15 protein-coding genes are annotated in these 17071 nt (G+C 57.4%); 7 read left to right on the top strand and 8 right to left on the bottom strand.

The annotated features are described in order from the left end of the window. Positions 1–244 precede the first annotated feature (244 nt). Entirely contained in the window at positions 245–1936 is a 1692-nt protein-coding gene (locus tag OQ287_RS08640; protein ID WP_265896181.1) for an NAD-dependent malic enzyme, read from the top strand. Positions 1937–2078: 142 nt separating this feature from the next. Here the strand turns inward: OQ287_RS08640 and acnA are convergent, their stop codons facing one another. After that, positions 2079–4814: an aconitate hydratase AcnA gene (gene acnA / locus OQ287_RS08645; RefSeq protein ID WP_250935289.1), complete on the bottom strand. Its 2736-nt coding sequence runs from the start codon at positions 4812–4814 to the stop codon at positions 2079–2081. 285 nt (positions 4815–5099) lie between these two features. Between acnA and OQ287_RS08650 the strand changes: the two genes are divergently transcribed. From OQ287_RS08650 to trxB, 3 genes are all read left to right on the top strand, one after another. Next, positions 5100–5312, top strand: coding sequence for a CPXCG motif-containing cysteine-rich protein (locus tag OQ287_RS08650; protein WP_265896182.1), 213 nt, complete (start codon positions 5100–5102; stop codon positions 5310–5312). Between the two features lie 158 nt (positions 5313–5470). Continuing rightward, entirely contained in the window at positions 5471–6073 is a 603-nt protein-coding gene (locus OQ287_RS08655) for a peroxiredoxin (protein WP_250935294.1), read from the top strand. A gap of 156 nt (positions 6074–6229) precedes the next feature. Then, positions 6230–7207, top strand: coding sequence for a thioredoxin-disulfide reductase (trxB, locus tag OQ287_RS08660; protein ID WP_250935296.1), 978 nt, complete (start codon positions 6230–6232; stop codon positions 7205–7207). 108 nt (positions 7208–7315) lie between these two features. On the opposite strand, the gene OQ287_RS08665 is transcribed toward trxB, so the two are convergent. Further along, complete coding sequence (locus OQ287_RS08665; protein WP_265896183.1) at positions 7316–7591, bottom strand: SlyX family protein; 276 nt, start codon at positions 7589–7591, stop codon at positions 7316–7318. 75 nt (positions 7592–7666) lie between these two features. On the opposite strand from OQ287_RS08665, the gene OQ287_RS15285 reads away from it, so the two are divergent. Continuing rightward, complete coding sequence (locus tag OQ287_RS15285; protein ID WP_322974110.1) at positions 7667–8155, top strand: cold-shock protein; 489 nt, start codon at positions 7667–7669, stop codon at positions 8153–8155. Positions 8156–8209: 54 nt separating this feature from the next. On the opposite strand, the gene OQ287_RS08675 is transcribed toward OQ287_RS15285, so the two are convergent. The 6 genes from OQ287_RS08675 to map all read right to left on the bottom strand — a co-directional run bounded on the left by OQ287_RS08675 (position 8210) and on the right by map (position 14889). Further along, complete coding sequence (locus tag OQ287_RS08675) at positions 8210–8602, bottom strand: hypothetical protein (protein WP_250935301.1); 393 nt, start codon at positions 8600–8602, stop codon at positions 8210–8212. Between the two features lie 3 nt (positions 8603–8605). Continuing rightward, positions 8606–9748, bottom strand: a complete 1143-nt coding sequence (gene dapE, locus OQ287_RS08680) for a succinyl-diaminopimelate desuccinylase (protein ID WP_250935303.1) — start codon at positions 9746–9748, stop codon at positions 8606–8608. A 50-nt stretch (positions 9749–9798) separates the two neighbouring features. Then, complete coding sequence (dapD, locus tag OQ287_RS08685; protein WP_265896184.1) at positions 9799–10824, bottom strand: 2,3,4,5-tetrahydropyridine-2,6-dicarboxylate N-succinyltransferase; 1026 nt, start codon at positions 10822–10824, stop codon at positions 9799–9801. 29 nt (positions 10825–10853) lie between these two features. Beyond that, positions 10854–11237, bottom strand: coding sequence for an arsenate reductase family protein (locus OQ287_RS08690; RefSeq protein WP_265896185.1), 384 nt, complete (start codon positions 11235–11237; stop codon positions 10854–10856). Between the two features lie 107 nt (positions 11238–11344). Continuing rightward, the gene (locus tag OQ287_RS08695) at positions 11345–14032 is read right to left on the bottom strand and encodes a [protein-PII] uridylyltransferase (protein ID WP_265896186.1); all 2688 of its coding nucleotides are present in this window, start codon (positions 14030–14032) and stop codon (positions 11345–11347) included. A gap of 68 nt (positions 14033–14100) precedes the next feature. Then, positions 14101–14889 (bottom strand): type I methionyl aminopeptidase, encoded by a 789-nt coding sequence (gene map, locus OQ287_RS08700; RefSeq protein ID WP_250935310.1) that lies wholly within the window; start codon positions 14887–14889, stop codon positions 14101–14103. A gap of 285 nt (positions 14890–15174) precedes the next feature. On the opposite strand from map, the gene rpsB reads away from it, so the two are divergent. Both rpsB and tsf read left to right on the top strand, forming a co-directional pair. Next, complete coding sequence (rpsB, locus tag OQ287_RS08705; RefSeq protein ID WP_265896187.1) at positions 15175–15915, top strand: 30S ribosomal protein S2; 741 nt, start codon at positions 15175–15177, stop codon at positions 15913–15915. Positions 15916–16055: 140 nt separating this feature from the next. Then, positions 16056–16928, top strand: coding sequence for a translation elongation factor Ts (tsf, locus tag OQ287_RS08710; RefSeq protein ID WP_250935312.1), 873 nt, complete (start codon positions 16056–16058; stop codon positions 16926–16928). The last annotated feature ends 143 nt before the right edge of the window (positions 16929–17071 follow it).

Genomic DNA, 17071 nt, shown 5'->3' on the forward strand with positions numbered 1-17071 from the left:
CCGGTGGCTTTTTTCAAATTAAAAAAACCACCGGGACAGAGTGTCGACAATGTTAGAATGGTTACTTCACAGGCGGCTATCCTGTCGCCTGTCACTATATCGTTTCCGGCTACTACACTTGTAGCCACATTCCACTCGCCGACGTTCCGGCAACGCTGTTGTCGTGATGGAGGCTGCCCATATGGACACTTTTGTCTGGCGGCCTGCAGCCGGCCTTCCATGTCATTACAGCATGAGTGAGATCATGAGCGAATCATCCAAACGCCCGTTGTACATTCCCTATGCCGGCCCGAGCCTGCTCGAGATTCCCCTGTTGAACAAGGGGTGCGCCTTTACCCTTGAAGAGCGAGTCGATTTCAATCTGATCGGTCTGCTGCCCAATCGGGTCGAGTCCATCGAGGAGCAGGTCGAGCGCGCCTATCTTCAATATACGCAATGCAGCAACGACCTTGATCGTCATATCTATCTGCGTGGCATCCAGGACGACAACGAAACATTGTTCTTCCGCCTGCTGGAAGAGCACCTCTACGAAATGCTGCCGATCATTTACACCCCCACGGTCGGCCAGGCGTGCGAGAAGTTTTCCGAGATTTATCGCAATCACCGCGGATTGTTCATTTCCTATCCGGATCGTCATCGCATGGACGACATCCTGCGCAGCGCTACCAAGGATAACGTCAAGGTCATCGTGGTGACCGACGGCGGACGTATTCTCGGGCTGGGCGATCAGGGGATCGGTGGAATGGGCATTCCGATCGGCAAGCTGTCGCTTTATACCGCGTGTGGTGGCATCAGCCCGGCGTATACCCTGCCGATCGTGCTGGATGTCGGGACCGACAACCAGGATCTGCTGGATGATCCGATGTACATGGGCTGGCGGCATCCGCGTATCGAGGAAGATGAGTACTATCAGTTTGTTGAACTGTTCGTTGATGCCGTAAAGCGTCGCTGGCCGAACGTGCTGCTGCAGTTCGAGGACTTTGCACAGAAGTATGCAAACCCCCTTCTTGAAAAGTACCGTGACGATATCTGCTGCTTCAACGATGACATTCAGGGCACGGCCTCCGTGGCACTGGGGACCATCATGGCGGCCTGTTCTGCCAAGAACGAACGCCTGAGTGATCAGGTCGTTGCCTTTGTTGGCGCCGGTTCGGCCGGGTGTGGTATTGCCGAACACATTGTCGTGGCCATGACCGATGAGGGCATTTCCGAAGCCGAGGCGCGCAAGCGTGTCTACATGATTGACCGCAATGGCCTTGTGACTGACGACATGACCGGTCTTTATCCCTTCCAGCAGCGGTTGGCCCATGCGCGCGACGATATGGCCAGCTGGAGCAGTGATGGGGCGCTGGTGTCGCTGATGGATGTGGTAAGTAATGCGGGCGTGTCCATTCTGATCGGTGTGTCCGGGCAGAAGGGGCTGTTTTCGGAAGAGGTCATCAAGACCGTGCATGCGCACTGTGATGTGCCGCTGATCATGCCGCTTTCCAACCCGACGTCCCGTGTCGAGGCTCTACCGGAAGATATTATTCGCTGGACCAACGGAAAGGCACTGGTTTGTACCGGAAGCCCGTTCGAGCCGGTCAGCTTCGAAGGACAGGACATTCCGATTGCCCAGTGCAACAACTCCTACATCTTCCCGGGAATCGGGCTGGGTGTTGTAGCTGCAAGGGCGTCTCGAGTTACTGATGAAATGCTGATGGCCGCTTCGCGCGCACTGGCCGACAGTTCCCCCATCGTTCAACACGGTGAGGGTGCGTTGTTGCCATCACTCAAGGACGTTCAACCCCTGAGTCGGTCGATTGCCCTGGCCGTGGCCAAACAGGCGCAGAAGGAGAAGGTGGCGCTGGAGTCCAGTGAAGAGCATCTTCGCGAAGAGATCGATCGTCACTTCTGGCATCCACGCTATCGTGAGTACCGCCGCGGCGCTTTCTAAGGTGCCGGATAGTCCCGGATTTCTGCAATAACGTACTGCACCGCTGGCACCAGAGGCTGGCGGTGCTTTTTATTACAGCCTGTTTCCTGATAAAAAAACGGCGGCCCGAAGGCCGCCGTAGTTATTGCTGCATTGTCTCTGCTCAGTCGAGCATGCTGCGCAGCACGTAGTGCAGGATACCGCCATGGCGGTAGTATTCCATCTCGTTGGCCGTATCGATTCGGCACCTGGCGGAAATGGTTTTCTCGCTGCCATCGTCAAAGGTAATGCTGACATCGACATCACTGCCCGGTGACAACTCGCCCAGACCCTTGATGGAGATCTTCTCATCGCCGGTCATGTTCAGGGAGTTGCGGTCTTCTCCTTCCGGGAACTGCAGTGGCAGCACGCCCATGCCGATCAGGTTGGAACGGTGGATACGCTCGTAGGATTCGGCAATGACTGCCCGAACGCCCAGCAGTCGCGTGCCCTTGGCGGCCCAGTCACGCGAGGAGCCTGTCCCGTATTCCTTGCCGGCAATGACAACCAGCGGCGTGTCATCTTCCATGTACTTCATGGCAGCGTCGTAGATCGACATCTCGTCGCCGGACACCACATGCCGGGTGTAACCACCTTCCACGTTGTCGAGCATTTCGTTTTTGATGCGCACGTTGGCAAAGGTACCGCGCATCATGACTTCATGATTGCCACGGCGTGAGCCGTAGGAGTTGAAGTCCTTCACTTCGACGCCGTTTTCCTTCAGGTAACGACCTGCGGGGCTGTCCGGCTTGATGGAGCCTGCCGGTGAAATGTGGTCTGTGGTGACCGAGTCCCCAAGCTTGGCCAGCACACGGGCATCCTTGATGTCCTTGATGCTGTCGGGCTCACGGCCCATGCCTTCAAAGAAGGGCGGGTTGCTGATGTAGGTGGAGTCTGAAGACCAGTTATAGACCTCGCTGGGCTCAACCTTGATCGATTTCCAGGTTTCATCACCGTCAAAAACCTCGTCATATTCCTTGCGGTACATGTCGGTCTTGACGCGCTCAACGGCTTCGGCGATTTCCTTCTGGCTGGGCCAGAGATCCTTCAGGAACACGTCGTTGCCATCACTGTCCTGGCCCAGTGCATCGCTGGTGATGTCGATACGCATGTTGCCGGCCAGTGCATAGGCTACGACAAGGGGGGGGGACGCCAGCCAGTTGGTCTGGATGAGCGGGTGGATACGCCCTTCAAAGTTGCGGTTACCTGACAGTACCGAGGCCACGGTCAGCTTTTCGTCCTGCATGGCCTTTTCGATCGGGGGCGGCAAGGGGCCCGAGTTGCCGATACAGGTGGTGCAGCCATAACCGACCAGGTTGAATCCCAGTGTATCAAGGGATTCCTGGAAGCCGGCCGCTGCCAGATAGTCGGTGACGACCTTGGAACCGGGTGCCAGGGAGGTCTTGACCCAGGGTTTGGTCTGCATGCCCTTTTCGACTGCCTTTTTGGCCAGCAGGCCGGCAGCCATCAGGACACTCGGGTTGGAGGTGTTGGTGCAGGAGGTAATGGCCGCAATCACGACAGCGCCATGGTCAAGCCGGAAGTCGCTGTCCTTCCAGCTGACATTGGGGTTGTCCCGATAGCTGTTGCCAACGTAAGGAGCCGTCTGGCCACCTTCGCTCATCCACTTGCCATCTTCCGTTTCCCCCTGTCGGGTACCCTGCTCGTCAAGCAGCTTCAGGAAGGTGGATTTCATGTCTTTCAGTGAAACACGATCCTGCGGACGCTTTGGCCCGGCAAGGCTGGCTTCGACCGTGCTCATGTCCAGCCCGAGCGTATCGGTAAAGATGGGTTCCTGGCCGGGCTCGCGCCACATGCCCTGAGCCTGGGCATAGGCCTTGACCAGTTCAATCTGCTCCTGGCTGCGGCCGGTCAGCTTCATGTAGGTCAGGGTTTCATCGTCCAGCGGGAAGAAGCCACAGGTGGCGCCATATTCCGGAGCCATGTTGGCAATGGTGGCCCGGTCTGCCAGCGGCAGGTCCTTCAGGCCATCGCCATAGAACTCGACGAACTTGCCGACTACTCCTTTCTTGCGGAGCATCTGGGTAACCGTCAGCACCAGATCGGTAGCGGTGATGCCTTCATTGAGCTTGCCTTCGAGCTTGAAGCCAATGACTTCCGGGATCAGCATCGATACCGGCTGCCCCAGCATGGCGGCCTCCGCTTCAATGCCGCCAACGCCCCAGCCCAGTACGCCCAGGCCATTGATCATGGTGGTATGGGAGTCGGTACCTACCAGGGTATCGGGAAAGGCAAAGGTCTTGCCATCTTCTTCCTTCGTCCAGACCGATTTACCCAGATACTCCAGGTTGACCTGGTGGCAGATGCCGGTGCCTGGCGGTACTACGCTGAAGTTGTCGAAGGCCTGCTGCCCCCAGCGAAGGAACTGATAACGCTCCAGGTTACGTTCCATCTCGATCTTGACGTTATCTTCAAATGCGTCGTCATCGCCGAAATGATCAACCATGACCGAGTGGTCGATGACCAGGTCAACGGGAGAGAGGGGGTTGATCTTGTCCGGTGACTCGCCAAGTGCCTTGACGGCGTCACGCATGGCGGCCAGGTCGACCACGCCGGGAACGCCGGTGAAGTCCTGCATCAATACACGTGCCGGGCGGTAGCCGATCTCACGGGTGGAACGGCAGTCCTTCTGCCAATCAACCAGAGCCTGAATGTCATCTTCCGTGGCAGTTTCGCCATCCTGATAGCGTAGCTGGTTTTCAAGCAGTACTTTCAGGGTGAAGGGCAGCTTTGAAATATCACCGTAGGCCTTTTCTGCACTGGCCAGGCTGTAATAGTGGTAGGTCTTGTCACCGACTTTCAGCTCGGAAATCATTTCGTTGGGATCCTTGGTGCTCATCATCCTCCTCCTCACTCATCTTTTGGCAGAGTGCTGCTTCATTGCGGGTCGTGAACAGCATCGTTGTAGGGTCACGGTAACGTATACTTCGCAGACGTCGACACCCTGAAGGCGCCGTGCTGACTAGAAGATAGATGTGTCACGCGGTTTCTGCTCGATTTGCAGTGGTTATTCCAGTGTAGACAATGAACCGGCCATTATGCACAGACAGAGCTGAACTACACTTCAGGCCCTTGATGATGCACATCCCCGGATGGCGTCCGTCAGCTTCAATGAGGTGGTGTCATGAATGAAGAACTGCTTGAACCACGCCAGGTTCAGTGTCCGTATTGCGGGAGTGAATGCACCCTGTTGGTCGATATCAGTCAGGGGTCCATCAGTACCATCGAAGATTGTGAGCGCTGCTGTGCGCCGATGCAGATTGACATCGAGGTGGATGAGGGAATGGGAACGCTTACGTCACTGACCGTGCATCGAGACGACAATAGTGATCAGTAGGGCGACGAGACATCGACCTATGTCGTACTATTGATGCTATAGGGCGACACTATTTTTACCATTGCCTTATTTAAATTGGCAATTTCTGCCCTGACTTATACGATTGGTTTGTTTTCTTAGCCCGATACCTGAATTCAATTTGTACGAAGGAGATATTCATGAGCGTACTCGTAGGCCGTCAGGCCCCTGATTTCAATGCCTCTGCTGTTCTGGGCGACGGTTCTATCGTTGACAGCTACACGCTTTCCGAAAGCAATGGCAAATACCGCATTGTCTTTTTCTGGCCGCTCGATTTCACCTTTGTGTGCCCGTCCGAGATCATTGCCCACGACAACCGTCTGGAAAAGTTCAAGGAACTCGGCGTGGAAGTCATTGGCGTATCCATTGACTCCCAGTTCACGCACCACGCCTGGCGCAAGACCTCTCCGGATGCCGGCGGCATCGGTGAGGTTCGCTTCCCGATGGTAGCTGACGTAAAACACGAGATTGCTCAGGCCTACGGCATCGAGCATCCCGAAGCCGGCGTTGCACTGCGCGCTTCCTTCCTGATCGACAAGGACGGTATCGTTCAGCATCAAACCGTCAACAACCTGCCTCTGGGCCGTAATGTGGATGAGATGGTGCGCATGGTTCAGGCACTCCAGTTCCACGAGAAAAACGGCGAAGTCTGCCCGGCAGGCTGGGAAGAAGGCAAGGAAGGCATGAAGGATACGGCAGAAGGGGTCGCCAAATACCTTTCTTCCAACTCCTCCAGCCTGTAAATGGTGCCAGGGGTACCTTGAAGGTGCCCCTGATCGCATCCATATACGCAGTAACAGGTTATGGCCTGATGATGCCCTTGCGGGTGTCCTCAGGCCGTTTTTATATGCATTGACGTACCGAAGTGCTGTACTGCTTCGCCTGATGATGAGGTCTTCATGAGTGATGTTCGCCATCGATCCGTGATCATTCTGGGCTCCGGCCCGGCCGGATACTCCGCCGCTGTCTATGCTGCCCGCGCCAATTTGAAGCCCATGCTGATTACCGGGATGGAAATGGGTGGCCAGCTGACTACCACTACCGATGTCGATAACTGGCCAGGTGATGACAGTGGCGTGCAGGGACCTGAGCTGATGGAGCGTATGCGGCGCCACGCCGAGCGTTTCGAGACCGAGATTGTCCTGGATCACATTGAAAGTGTGACGCTTGATGAGCGCCCCTTTACCCTCAAGGGAGGGAGCGACACCTATACCTGTGATGCGTTGATCATTGCGACCGGTGCCAGTGCACTGTATCTGGGAATGGAATCCGAGAATCGCTTCAAGGGGCAGGGTGTATCTGCCTGTGCGACCTGTGATGGCTTTTTCTACCGCAATCAGGACGTGGTTGTGGTCGGTGGCGGCAACACGGCTGTCGAAGAAGCCCTTTATCTTTCCAACATCGCCAAAACCGTCACGCTGGTGCACCGCCGTGATTTCCTGCGGGCTGAAAAAATCCTGCAGGACAAGCTGTTCGACAAGGTCGAGAACGGCAATATCCGGCTCGAATGGAACCATGTGGTCGATGAGGTGCTGGGCGATGGCAGCGGTGTGACCGGCGTGCGTCTGAAATCCTTCGAGGGTGAGGATACGAAGGAACTGGCAGCGACAGGTCTGTTCGTGGCCATTGGCCACAAGCCCAATACTGACCTGTTTACCGGTCAGCTTGACATGAAGGACGGTTACATAGTGGTCAAGTCGGGTCTGGAAGGCAATGCTACGGCGACCAGTCTGCCTGGCGTGTTCGCCGCCGGTGATGTGGCTGATCATGTCTACCGTCAGGCCATTACCTCCGCCGGCAGTGGTTGCATGGCAGCGCTAGATGCCGAGCGTTATCTGGACGGGCTTGACCCGTCGGTACCACATTCCGCCTGGTAATTCGGTGTGATGTGCAGAGTCGCGCTGTTCAAGGGGAGCCTCTGGCTCCCTTTTTAATGTCTTTTCAACGACCGCCGATACAAAACAGGTGGTCTGCTGTATCAGGTATCAGTAATGTGGGGGCAGGTCGTCGCTGGGTTGCCAGTTATCCTGGTGCGGGCCATCATCGTTATCTAGGCGCTGCAGCTTTTGTTGTGCAAGTTGCAGTTGGCGTTCCAGCCGGTCAATGTGACGTTGTTGCGAGATGATGGTGGCATCAAGCTGCTCCAGCCAGTCTTCCTGGTAGGTCGTGCGGCTTTCCATGTCAGTCAATCGGCTTACCACTTCGGCGAGCGCAATGTCAATCGCCGTGTTACACTTTGACGAGTCTGAGGAACTACTCATGCAGGCTGACTCCGGCGCGGGTGCGTGGGTGGGACATTACATTCAATTCCAATAATTGTAGAGATATCCAGGTATATGAGTCGTAAATCATTGCTGCATTGTACTGTTATCAGTGCCGTTCTGGCGCTGCTGTTACCTCTTTTGATACAGGGCCTTTGGATGGCGGCCGGCAGCTCGCCTCTGACATCGGCCATGGACCCCCTTCTTGCCTACCTGTTGACTGCGGTAGCCGGTTTTATTGTGCTGGAAGTGGCTACCCTGCTGGCGCGGCCACGCCGGCAGCAGGCACAGGCTTCATCTGCACCGGCCTCGACACATGCACCTGCCGCTACCCCTGATGTAGAGGATGACGATCGCGAACAGGGCGTGGTCAAGTGGTTCAACGTCAACAAGGGGTATGGCTTCATCACCCGCGATGTTGGCGGTGAAGAAGACGTATTCGTCCATTTCCGCGCCCTGCGTGGCAAGGGGCATCGTACTCTGGCCGAAGGGCAGCGGGTACGTTATTACGCCATGCGCAACGACCGTGGGCTGCAGGCCGAAGATGTGACCGTCATTACCTGACGTCTGCGCTGAGTTATCATGACGCCCCGGCATGCCGGGGCGTTCTTGTATCGGTCAGGCCCCTGGGTCCGGCCAGTGAAAGACTTCTTCTTCACCGGAAGCCAGTACACGGAAGAACCGGTCGGGTTCATCGCCTGGTTGCCAACCTCCAAGAGAGCAGCGTACTTCAATGCCGAGTGACTCACGGGCATCACGTGCGCAGTCCACGTCCCGGGCCCAGGGCGTGGCATCACTATCAAGCCACAGGCTCATGAAGCGGTCTGCTGCCTTTTCAATCAGCAGTACAGGAACCGTGCCGCCGGGAGTTTCGACCCGTGCTCGCCATTGTCCCTTGCTGCTGGCCTTGAGCGTTACCGCCTGTTCAAGCCGGTCACTCAACCAGCGCTGTACAGCGTCCAGTGACACCGGGGCCAGATAAATCTCGATATCCGGGTAGTGTTCCGTCATCAGTCAGTGTCCCAGCAGGCGTTGGAAAATGGCCTGGTAGCAATCGCTGAGCGTGTCCAGATCGGTAGCCCGAACACGTTCATCAATCTGGTGAATGGTATCGTTGCAGGGGCCCAGTTCGATGACCTGGGTTCCCAGTGTGGCGATGAAGCGCCCGTCCGAGGTGCCGCCGCTGGTCAGTAGCTGTGGGGCCTCGCCGGTGACGGCACGAACGCCATCGACAACACTGTCGAGCAGGGCGCCAGCCGGGGTCAGGAAGGGTTCGCCGAACAGCGTCCAGTCCAGGCTGTATTCAAATCCGAAGCGGTCGAGCAGGGCGCAGGTGCGCTCCTTCAATTGCTCGGCGGTGACTTCGGTGGAAAACCTGAAATTGAAGACGACATCCAGCGTGCCGGGCACCATGTTGGTGGCACCTGTGCCTGCATGAATGTTGGAAATCTGAAAGCTGGTCGCGGGAAAAAAGGTGTTGCCTTCATCCCATTGCTCGCGTGCCAGGGCATCCAGCGCCGGAGCGGCCAGATGAATCGGGTTGTCGACCATATGCGGGTAGGCCACATGCCCTTGTTGGCCAAATACACGAAGCGTGGCGCCCAGTGAGCCGCGTCGCCCGTTCTTGACCACATCGCCCAGTCGAGACGTGGATGAGGGTTCGCCCACGATGCAGTACTCCGGGCGCTCGCCACGTTCGGCCAGGGTTTCAACCACGGCCCGTGTACCATGGATGGCTGGTCCTTCCTCGTCACTGGTGATCAAAAAGGCCAGTCGTCCCGGGTGGTCAGGCTGCTCGGCAATAAAGCGTTCGACGGCAGTTACCATGGCGGCCAGGCTGCCTTTCATATCCGATGCACCGCGTGCCCGCAAATAACCCTGTTCATCAATGAGGGGTGTGAAGGGCGGCTGCTGCCATGACTGTTCCGGGCCGGTAGGTACCACATCGGTATGCCCTGCCAGCACGAGCGTCGGGCCGGTGCCTCGGGTAGCCCATAGGTTGGTAACGCCGTGAGTGTTCATGGCCTCGATGTGAAAGCCCAGTGCTTCCAGACGCTCGGCAATGAGGGCCTGGCAGCCGGCATCGTCTGGTGTCACGGAGGGGCGGGCCAGCAGGTCACAGGCAAGTTGCAGTGTATCGGAAAGCGTGTCAGGCATGAGGTATCCGTCAAACGGGAAAGGCGCCGGCAGTACGCCGGCGCGCAGTCTTAGTTGTGGGCGTGCAGCGCGTCATTAAGGGCAATTGCGCTTTTATTGGTGCGGCACTCGAGCCGCCCGCTTACCGAGTTGCGCAGAAACAGCAGGTCGTTCTGGCCTGCCAGTTGGCGGGCAGCTACCGTCTCAACGTCCTGCCCCTGGTCGTCCAGAACGGCCACCTTGGCTCCGGCGGTAATGTAAAGTCCGGCTTCGACGGTGCAGCGATCGCCCAGCGGGATGCCAATACCGGCATTGGCGCCGATCAGGCAGTTTTCACCCGTACCGATTACGATGTTGCCACCGCCTGAAAGGGTACCCATGGTGGAGGCGCCGCCACCAAGGTCAGAGCCCTTGCCGAGCATGACGCCTGCCGAGATACGGCCTTCCACCATGCCCGGGCCTTCGGTGCCGGCATTGAAGTTGCAGAACCCTTCGTGCATGACCGTGGTGCCTTCACCAAGATAGGCGCCGAGTCTCACCCGGGCGGTATCGGCAATGCGTACGCCGCCGGGCACCACGTAGTCAGTCATTTTCGGAAACTTGTCGACGCAGTCCACGGACAGCGTACGGCCTTCCAGGCGCGCCTTGAGCTGGCGGGCCTGAAGTTCGGCAATATCGATGGCGCCTTCACTGCTCCAGGCAATGTTTTTGAGCAGGCCAAACATGCCGGTCAGGTTGACGTCATGAGGCTTGACCAGGCGGTGCGACAGCAGGTGCAGCTTCAAATAAACTTCCGGGACACTGGCAGGTGAGGCGTCTTCATCGATGAAGGTGGCGACCAGCGGGCGCTGGCTTGCTGTCATGGCCTTGGCGAGCTCTGCCTGTTCGGTGAAACCGGCTTCGCTGAAGGCATCTGCCAGTTGTCCGGCATGTTCCGGCAACAGGCTGATGGCCTGTGTGCCGCCTTCCGCGTTCAGGATGCGTCGGGCGGCATCAGTCAGGGCTGCATCAGGATGATGCAGCGGCGCCGGATAGTAGACCTCCAGCCAGTCGCCCTGTGTATTTTGAGTGCCGATGCCTAGTGCGAAGCTGAGCATGTCGAGTAGTCCTTTTTGAAAGTCGAGGGTTACGCCGTGGGGGCGTCGCCTGAATCATTGATAAGCTGTTGGTAGCGCGTGGCGTCGAACCCGACCATGACCACCTTGTCCGATGCCATCAGTATCGGGCGCTTCATGAGTGACGGGCTGGATTCCAGGAGGTGGTCGGCGGCGTCGAGCCCCTGGTCGTTCTCCAGTGACTGACGTTCGCTTTCGCTGAGGTTTCGCCAGGTCGTGCTGCGGCGATTGATCAGTGTGGCCGGGCCCACCTGTTCCAGCAGGCTTCGGCGACGTTCCGCGGAAACAGTATCCTTGCGGACATCGATAACCTGATAGTCAATGCCGGCATTGTCGAGCCAGCGACGCGCCTTGCGACAGGTATCGCAGGTGCTCAGTCCCAGAAAGGTGAACATGAGTGATCCCATTGGGGGGAGGCCGGTTACGGCAGACGTCCCGAGGTACAAGGCGCCCGATTATAAGCGGGCCGGGCAACTTGCTCAAATGCGGATGGGTCGCCGGCTCAAAGACCGGCTTCGGTATTGAGTACATCGCATAGATGAGTGCTGAGCTCATCAAGCCTGGTGCGATCGGTGATGGCCTGGCCCTGCTGATCAATAATGAAGAAGATATCTTCGACACGCTCGCCCAGCGTGGCAATCTTGGCGCCGGACAGGGCAATGCCCTGCTCCATGAAAATACGGCCAATGCGCGCCAGCAGGCCCGGGCGGTCTGCGGTAATCAATTCCAGCACGGTGCGGTCGTTGGCATCGTCCTGTTCGATATGTACCCGGGTGGGCACCCGGAAGTGCTTGAGCTGGCGCGGTGTATGGCGCGCCACGATGCGCGGATAATCGTCCGGGTCATCCAGTTCCTCGACCAGGTGCTCGTGAATGCCTCTCAAGCGGCCGGGGTCTCGTATGGGTTCGCCCTGCTCATCCAGCAGGATGAAGGTGTTGAGTGTCCATTGGTTGCTGGAGGTGGCGATGCGGGCATCGTGAATAGACAGGCCCAGCTGCTCGATGGCTGCTGCGGTTGCCGCAAACAGGTTGTTGACCGAGCGCGTGTGGATGAACACCTTGGTGCCACCGTCCGCCATGTCCTCGGTCGGCGCGCTGATCAGAATCAGCGGCATGACCTGATAGTTGGATTCGAGTATGCCCAGTGTGTGCCAGGCCACTTCGCTGGGGCTGTACTGCAGGAAGTATTCATCGCCCAGGGTGTGCCATAACCTGTCCACCTGGTCGAGCGGTGCATTCATGCCGGCCAGTAGGGCATGAGCTTCCTCGCGGGTTTCATTGACCCATTCCTGCCGGTCCAGTGGGTTCTGAAGGCCTCGGCGCAGGGCCCGTTTCGTTTCGGTATGAAGTTGACGCATCAGTGATGCGCGCCAGCCATTCCACAGCGAGGTGTTGGTGGCGCTGATATCTGCGACCGTCAGCACATAGAGATAATCCAGCTGAAGCTCGTTATGCATTTGCCCGGCGAATTCGCGGATCACTTCCGGGTCGGTGATGTCGCGCTTCTGGGCGGTCTTGGACATCAGTAGATGGTGAGTCACCAGCCAGCTGATCAGTTGGGTATCCCGAGCGCTGATACCGTGGCGTGCACAGAAGTTGCGGGCATCTTCGGCGCCAAGCAGGGAATGATCGCCTCCACGCCCCTTGGCCACATCATGAAACAGGCCGGCAATCCACAGGATGTCGTGGCGAGGCAGTTGATGCATCAGGGCGGCGGCCAGCGGAAATTGCTCATCCCTGCGGGATTCTCGAAAGCGCTGTATGCCTTCCAGCAGGCGCAGGGTGTGGGCATCCACGGTATAGATGTGGAACAGGTCATGCTGCATCAGGCCGACGGCATGCCCGAATTCCGGCAGGTATTTGCCCAGAATGCCGTAACGCGCCATGCGGGTCAGCTGAAGTGGCACATTGCCCCGAGCGCGCAAGAGCTCCATGAAAAGGCTTTGATGGCGAACATCGTTGCGGAAGGCATCATCGATCAGGTGGCGGTGGTCGCGTATCAGTCGAATCGTTTCAGCACGTACACCTTCAATGTCAGGGTGCTGGGCCATCAACAGAAACAGTTCGAGCAGCGCCGAAGGGCGGCGCGTAAAGACATGCGCGTCACGGGCCTGAATATAGCCATCGCGGATTTCAAACCGGTTATTGATGGGGGTGATGCTCGGGGCCTCACCAGCGCGAAGAATGCGCTCTTCGAAATGCTGCAGCAGCATGTCATTGAGCTCTACCAGGGTGGTGACAATGCGGTAATAACGGCGCATGAACTGCTCGACCGCAAGGTGTTCCTCGGTATCCTGGTAGCCGAAGAATTCGGCGATGGCGCGCTGATGATCAAACAGCAGCCGGTCCTCTGCTCGGCCGGCCAGCATGTGCAATGCGTAACGCACCTGCCATAAAAAGGCCTGACCCTGGCTCAGGATGCGCAGGTCGGTGTCCACCATGAAGCCCCGTTCGACAATTTCCTCGTACAGCCGGGCGCCGAAATGCCGCTTGGCGACCCAGCCGACCATTTGAATGTCGCGAAGCCCGCCTGGCGAACTTTTGATATTGGGTTCAAGGTGGTATTCGGAATTGTTGAATTTGTAGTGGCGGCTGATCTGTTCCTGCCACTTGGCTTCAAAAAAGGCCGGGCTGGGCCAGATGATGTCCGGGCCGATGCGTTCCTTCATCATGCCACGCAAGCCGTCATTGCCGGCAATGGTGCGCGTCTCGAGCAGGTTGGTAATGACGGTAACGTCATCACGGGCTTCGCGTTCGCAGTCGTTCAGTGACCGGACGCTGTGGCCGATGTCGAGCCCGATATCCCAAAGAAAGGTAATGAATTCTGACAGGGATTCACGAAAGAGGGTGTCGTCATCCTCTTCAAGCAGCATCAACAGGTCGATGTCGGAGTGGGGGTGCAGTTCTCCGCGTCCGTAACCGCCAACAGCCAGCAGGGCTACAGCCTTGCTCGGCCAGTGCTGGCGCTGCCAGGCAATGCGCAGTAACTGGTCCAGGCACCATGCTCGACCGTGGATCAGGTCCCGTATGTCTGCGCCGGCCATGAACCGCTCGTCCAGTCGGGCCGTGATGTCACGCAGTGCCTGCTTGAACAGGGGGACCGGATGGCGTGCGTCGTTCAGTGCCTGTTCGAACTCCCCGATATCAAACAGTGTCGGGTCGGGAACAAAGCGGTAATGATGCAATAGCATGGTTCGGCTCTCGGCGTGACGCACGATAGGTCTTGATCCGATGCGGCATCATGTGATGCCGCCGGTATTTATTCTGCCAAAAAGGACAGGTCTTCATCCTCGCGAACGGTAGTAACGATGACGCCGTTTCTGCTGACCACCAGCGTGTGCTCGAACTGTGCGGAAAGGCTCTTGTCGCGCGTGACGGCTGTCCAGCCATCCTTGAGTACCTTGGTAGGCCATGCGCCTGCATTGATCATCGGCTCGATGGTCAGGCACATGCCTTCTTCAAGCACGGCATCGTTATGTCGGTCATAGCCATCATAATGCAATACCTGAGGCTCTTCGTGAAAGTTCTTGCCGATGCCATGCCCGCAGAAATCGCGCACAACACTGTATCCGTTGCTTTCGGCATGCTGTTGAATCACGCGGCCGATATCGGAAAGCTTCGTGCCTGGGCGGACGACCTCGAGTGCCTTGTAAAGGCATTCCTGTGTGACACGGGATAGGCGCTCGCCCTTGATGTTGTCGCCGACATGAAACATGCGGCTGGTATCACCGTAATAACCATCCTTGATGACGGTCACATCGATATTGAAGATGTCACCTTTCTTCAGTTTCTTGTTGAAGTCGGGGATGCCGTGACACACGACATGGTTGAGCGAGATGCAGGTGGAGTGCTGGTAACCATGGTAACCGATGGTGGCCGAGATGCACTCAAGGTCCTGCTCGATATAATCCTGACACAGCTTGTCGAGCTCACCGGTGGATATGCCCGGACGTACGTGCTGCTCGATCATCTCGAGCACCTTGGCGGCGCAGCGTCCGGCAATTTTCAGTTTTTCGATATCGTCAGGGGTATTGATCGGGATGGACATGGGGACTCGGTGGTAAGGGCAACAGGGCCCGGTGGGTTTCATGGCCGGGCAGCGAATCGATGGAATTATACCTGCCTGTGGCAAGGCATTTCTTCAACTTGAATGCATTATATGGTATAAACCCGCGCGCTTTCCTGCAAATTGATGGCCACGGGTCAGACGATAGGCAGGCGAGTCAATCAACTATCCAAAACGACACACACGCTCCGGCACATCGCCCAGGGTGCCGCCCTGCGGTCGGGTCGATGGGGGGCGTGGAGGCATAACCCGATTCTGGAGAATCCTATGTCAGTTTCAATGCGTGATCTGCTGAAAGCCGGTGCTCACTTTGGTCACCAGACCAAATACTGGAACCCGAAGATGGGCAAGTATATCTTCGGCGCTCGTAACAAGATCCACATCATCAACCTCGAGCACACCCTGCCGGCGCTGAATGAAGCGACTGCCGTGGTCGAGAAGCTGGTGTCCAGCAACAACAAGATCCTGTTCGTGGGTACCAAGCGTGCTGCCAGCAAGATCATCAAGGAAGAAGCGAACCGCGTCAGTCAGCCGTTCGTGAACCATCGTTGGCTCGGCGGCATGCTGACCAACTACAAGACCATCCGTCAGTCCATCAAGCGTCTGCGCGAACTCGAAACCATGCATGAAGATGGTACCTTCGAGAAGCTGACCAAGAAGGAAGTCCTGATGGCTACGCGCGAGCAGGAAAAGCTTGAGCGTTCCATCGGCGGTATCAAGGAGATGGGTGGTTTGCCGGACGCCATGTTTGTTATCGACGTTGATCACGAGCGCATCGCGATCAATGAAGCAAACAAGCTGGGTATCCCGGTCATCGGTGTAGTCGACACCAACTCCAACCCGGATGGCGTTGATTACGTGATCCCGGGTAACGATGACTCCATCCGCGCGCTGCAGATCTATGTGCGCGCCATTGCCGATGCCTGTGGTAAATCCAAGCAGGATCAGGCTGGTGATGACGAGTTTGTTGAAGTCGTTGAAGACGCTCCGGAAGCTTCCGCAGAGTAAGTCCTGTCAGGCACTGCCTGTGGCCGTGAGTCGGCGCGGGCAGTGTGTGATGCGAAAAAACATTAATTTCAGGTCCGGGCGCCCGTGTGTGCGCCCTGGCCGATAATCATGATCATTGCGATCAACGAGAGGATCTGGATATGGCAGCTATCAGCGCATCTCTGGTCAAGGAACTGCGTGAGCGCACCGGTCTTGGCATGATGGAATGCAAGAAGGCTCTGACCGAGGCCGATGGTGATATTGAGCTGGCGATTGACAACCTGCGCAAGAATGCAGGTCTCAAGTCTGCCAAGAAAGCGGGTCGTGTTGCCGCTGAAGGCGCGATCATTACTCGCGTTGCCGACGACGCCAGCCTGGCCGTCATGATCGAAGTCAACTCCGAAACCGACTTCGTTGCACGTGACGAAAACTTCCAGGGTTTCACCAGCAAGGTTGCCGACAAGGCCTTTGCTACACGTCATACTGACGTGGCTGCCCTGATGGAAGGCGAGCTGGAAGAAGCGCGCAATCAGCTGGTCCAGAAGATCGGCGAGAACATCTCTGTTCGTCGTGTTGAAATCGTCGAAGCGCCGGAAGGTGGTATTCTGGGTGCCTACGTACACGGCGGCCGTATCGGTGCGGTGGTTACTCTGCAGGGCGGTACGCAGAATGCAGCTCATGACATCGCTATGCACGTTGCGGCGATCAATCCTGCGGTAGCCCGCCCCGAGAATATGCCTCAGGAGCAGCTGGACCAGGAGAAGGCCGTCATTCTGGCGCAGCCGGACATGGCCGGTAAGCCGTCTGAAATTGCCGAGAAAATGGTTCAGGGCCGTCTGAAGAAGTACCTGGCCGAGAACAGCCTGATCAATCAGCCGTTCGTCAAGGATCCGAACCAGACCGTGGCTGAATTTGCCAAGGCTTCCAACGGTGGCGAAGTATTGAGCTTCGTGCGTTATGAAGTCGGTGAAGGTATCGAGAAGGAAGAAGTTGACTTCGCCAAGGAAGTCATGGAACAGGCTCGTCGCAGCTAAGGCGACAGACTGTTTTGAAAGCCGCGACGTGGCCTGGCCATGCGCGGCTTTCGCATATCAAAATGACCGCCATCTGACTGGCCGATAGTGGCTTCAGGATGTAGGCTGATGCCCGAGCGTGTGCCTCGGCAGACTGTCCGGCC

It is taken from the genome of Larsenimonas rhizosphaerae (genome assembly GCF_026240105.1).
Lineage (GTDB): Bacteria > Pseudomonadota > Gammaproteobacteria > Pseudomonadales > Halomonadaceae > Larsenimonas > Larsenimonas rhizosphaerae.

Coding starts and splice junctions, on each gene's coding strand:
- OQ287_RS08640 (WP_265896181.1), top strand. CDS start 245: ATGAGCGAATCATCCAAACGCCCGTTGTACATTCCCTATGCCGGCCCG.
- acnA (WP_250935289.1), bottom strand. CDS start 4,814: ATGAGCACCAAGGATCCCAACGAAATGATTTCCGAGCTGAAAGTCGGT.
- OQ287_RS08650 (WP_265896182.1), top strand. CDS start 5,100: ATGAATGAAGAACTGCTTGAACCACGCCAGGTTCAGTGTCCGTATTGC.
- OQ287_RS08655 (WP_250935294.1), top strand. CDS start 5,471: ATGAGCGTACTCGTAGGCCGTCAGGCCCCTGATTTCAATGCCTCTGCT.
- trxB (WP_250935296.1), top strand. CDS start 6,230: ATGAGTGATGTTCGCCATCGATCCGTGATCATTCTGGGCTCCGGCCCG.
- OQ287_RS08665 (WP_265896183.1), bottom strand. CDS start 7,591: ATGAGTAGTTCCTCAGACTCGTCAAAGTGTAACACGGCGATTGACATT.
- OQ287_RS15285 (WP_322974110.1), top strand. CDS start 7,667: ATGAGTCGTAAATCATTGCTGCATTGTACTGTTATCAGTGCCGTTCTG.
- OQ287_RS08675 (WP_250935301.1), bottom strand. CDS start 8,602: ATGACGGAACACTACCCGGATATCGAGATTTATCTGGCCCCGGTGTCA.
- dapE (WP_250935303.1), bottom strand. CDS start 9,748: ATGCCTGACACGCTTTCCGATACACTGCAACTTGCCTGTGACCTGCTG.
- dapD (WP_265896184.1), bottom strand. CDS start 10,824: ATGCTCAGCTTCGCACTAGGCATCGGCACTCAAAATACACAGGGCGAC.
- OQ287_RS08690 (WP_265896185.1), bottom strand. CDS start 11,237: ATGTTCACCTTTCTGGGACTGAGCACCTGCGATACCTGTCGCAAGGCG.
- OQ287_RS08695 (WP_265896186.1), bottom strand. CDS start 14,032: ATGCTATTGCATCATTACCGCTTTGTTCCCGACCCGACACTGTTTGAT.
- map (WP_250935310.1), bottom strand. CDS start 14,889: ATGTCCATCCCGATCAATACCCCTGACGATATCGAAAAACTGAAAATT.
- rpsB (WP_265896187.1), top strand. CDS start 15,175: ATGTCAGTTTCAATGCGTGATCTGCTGAAAGCCGGTGCTCACTTTGGT.
- tsf (WP_250935312.1), top strand. CDS start 16,056: ATGGCAGCTATCAGCGCATCTCTGGTCAAGGAACTGCGTGAGCGCACC.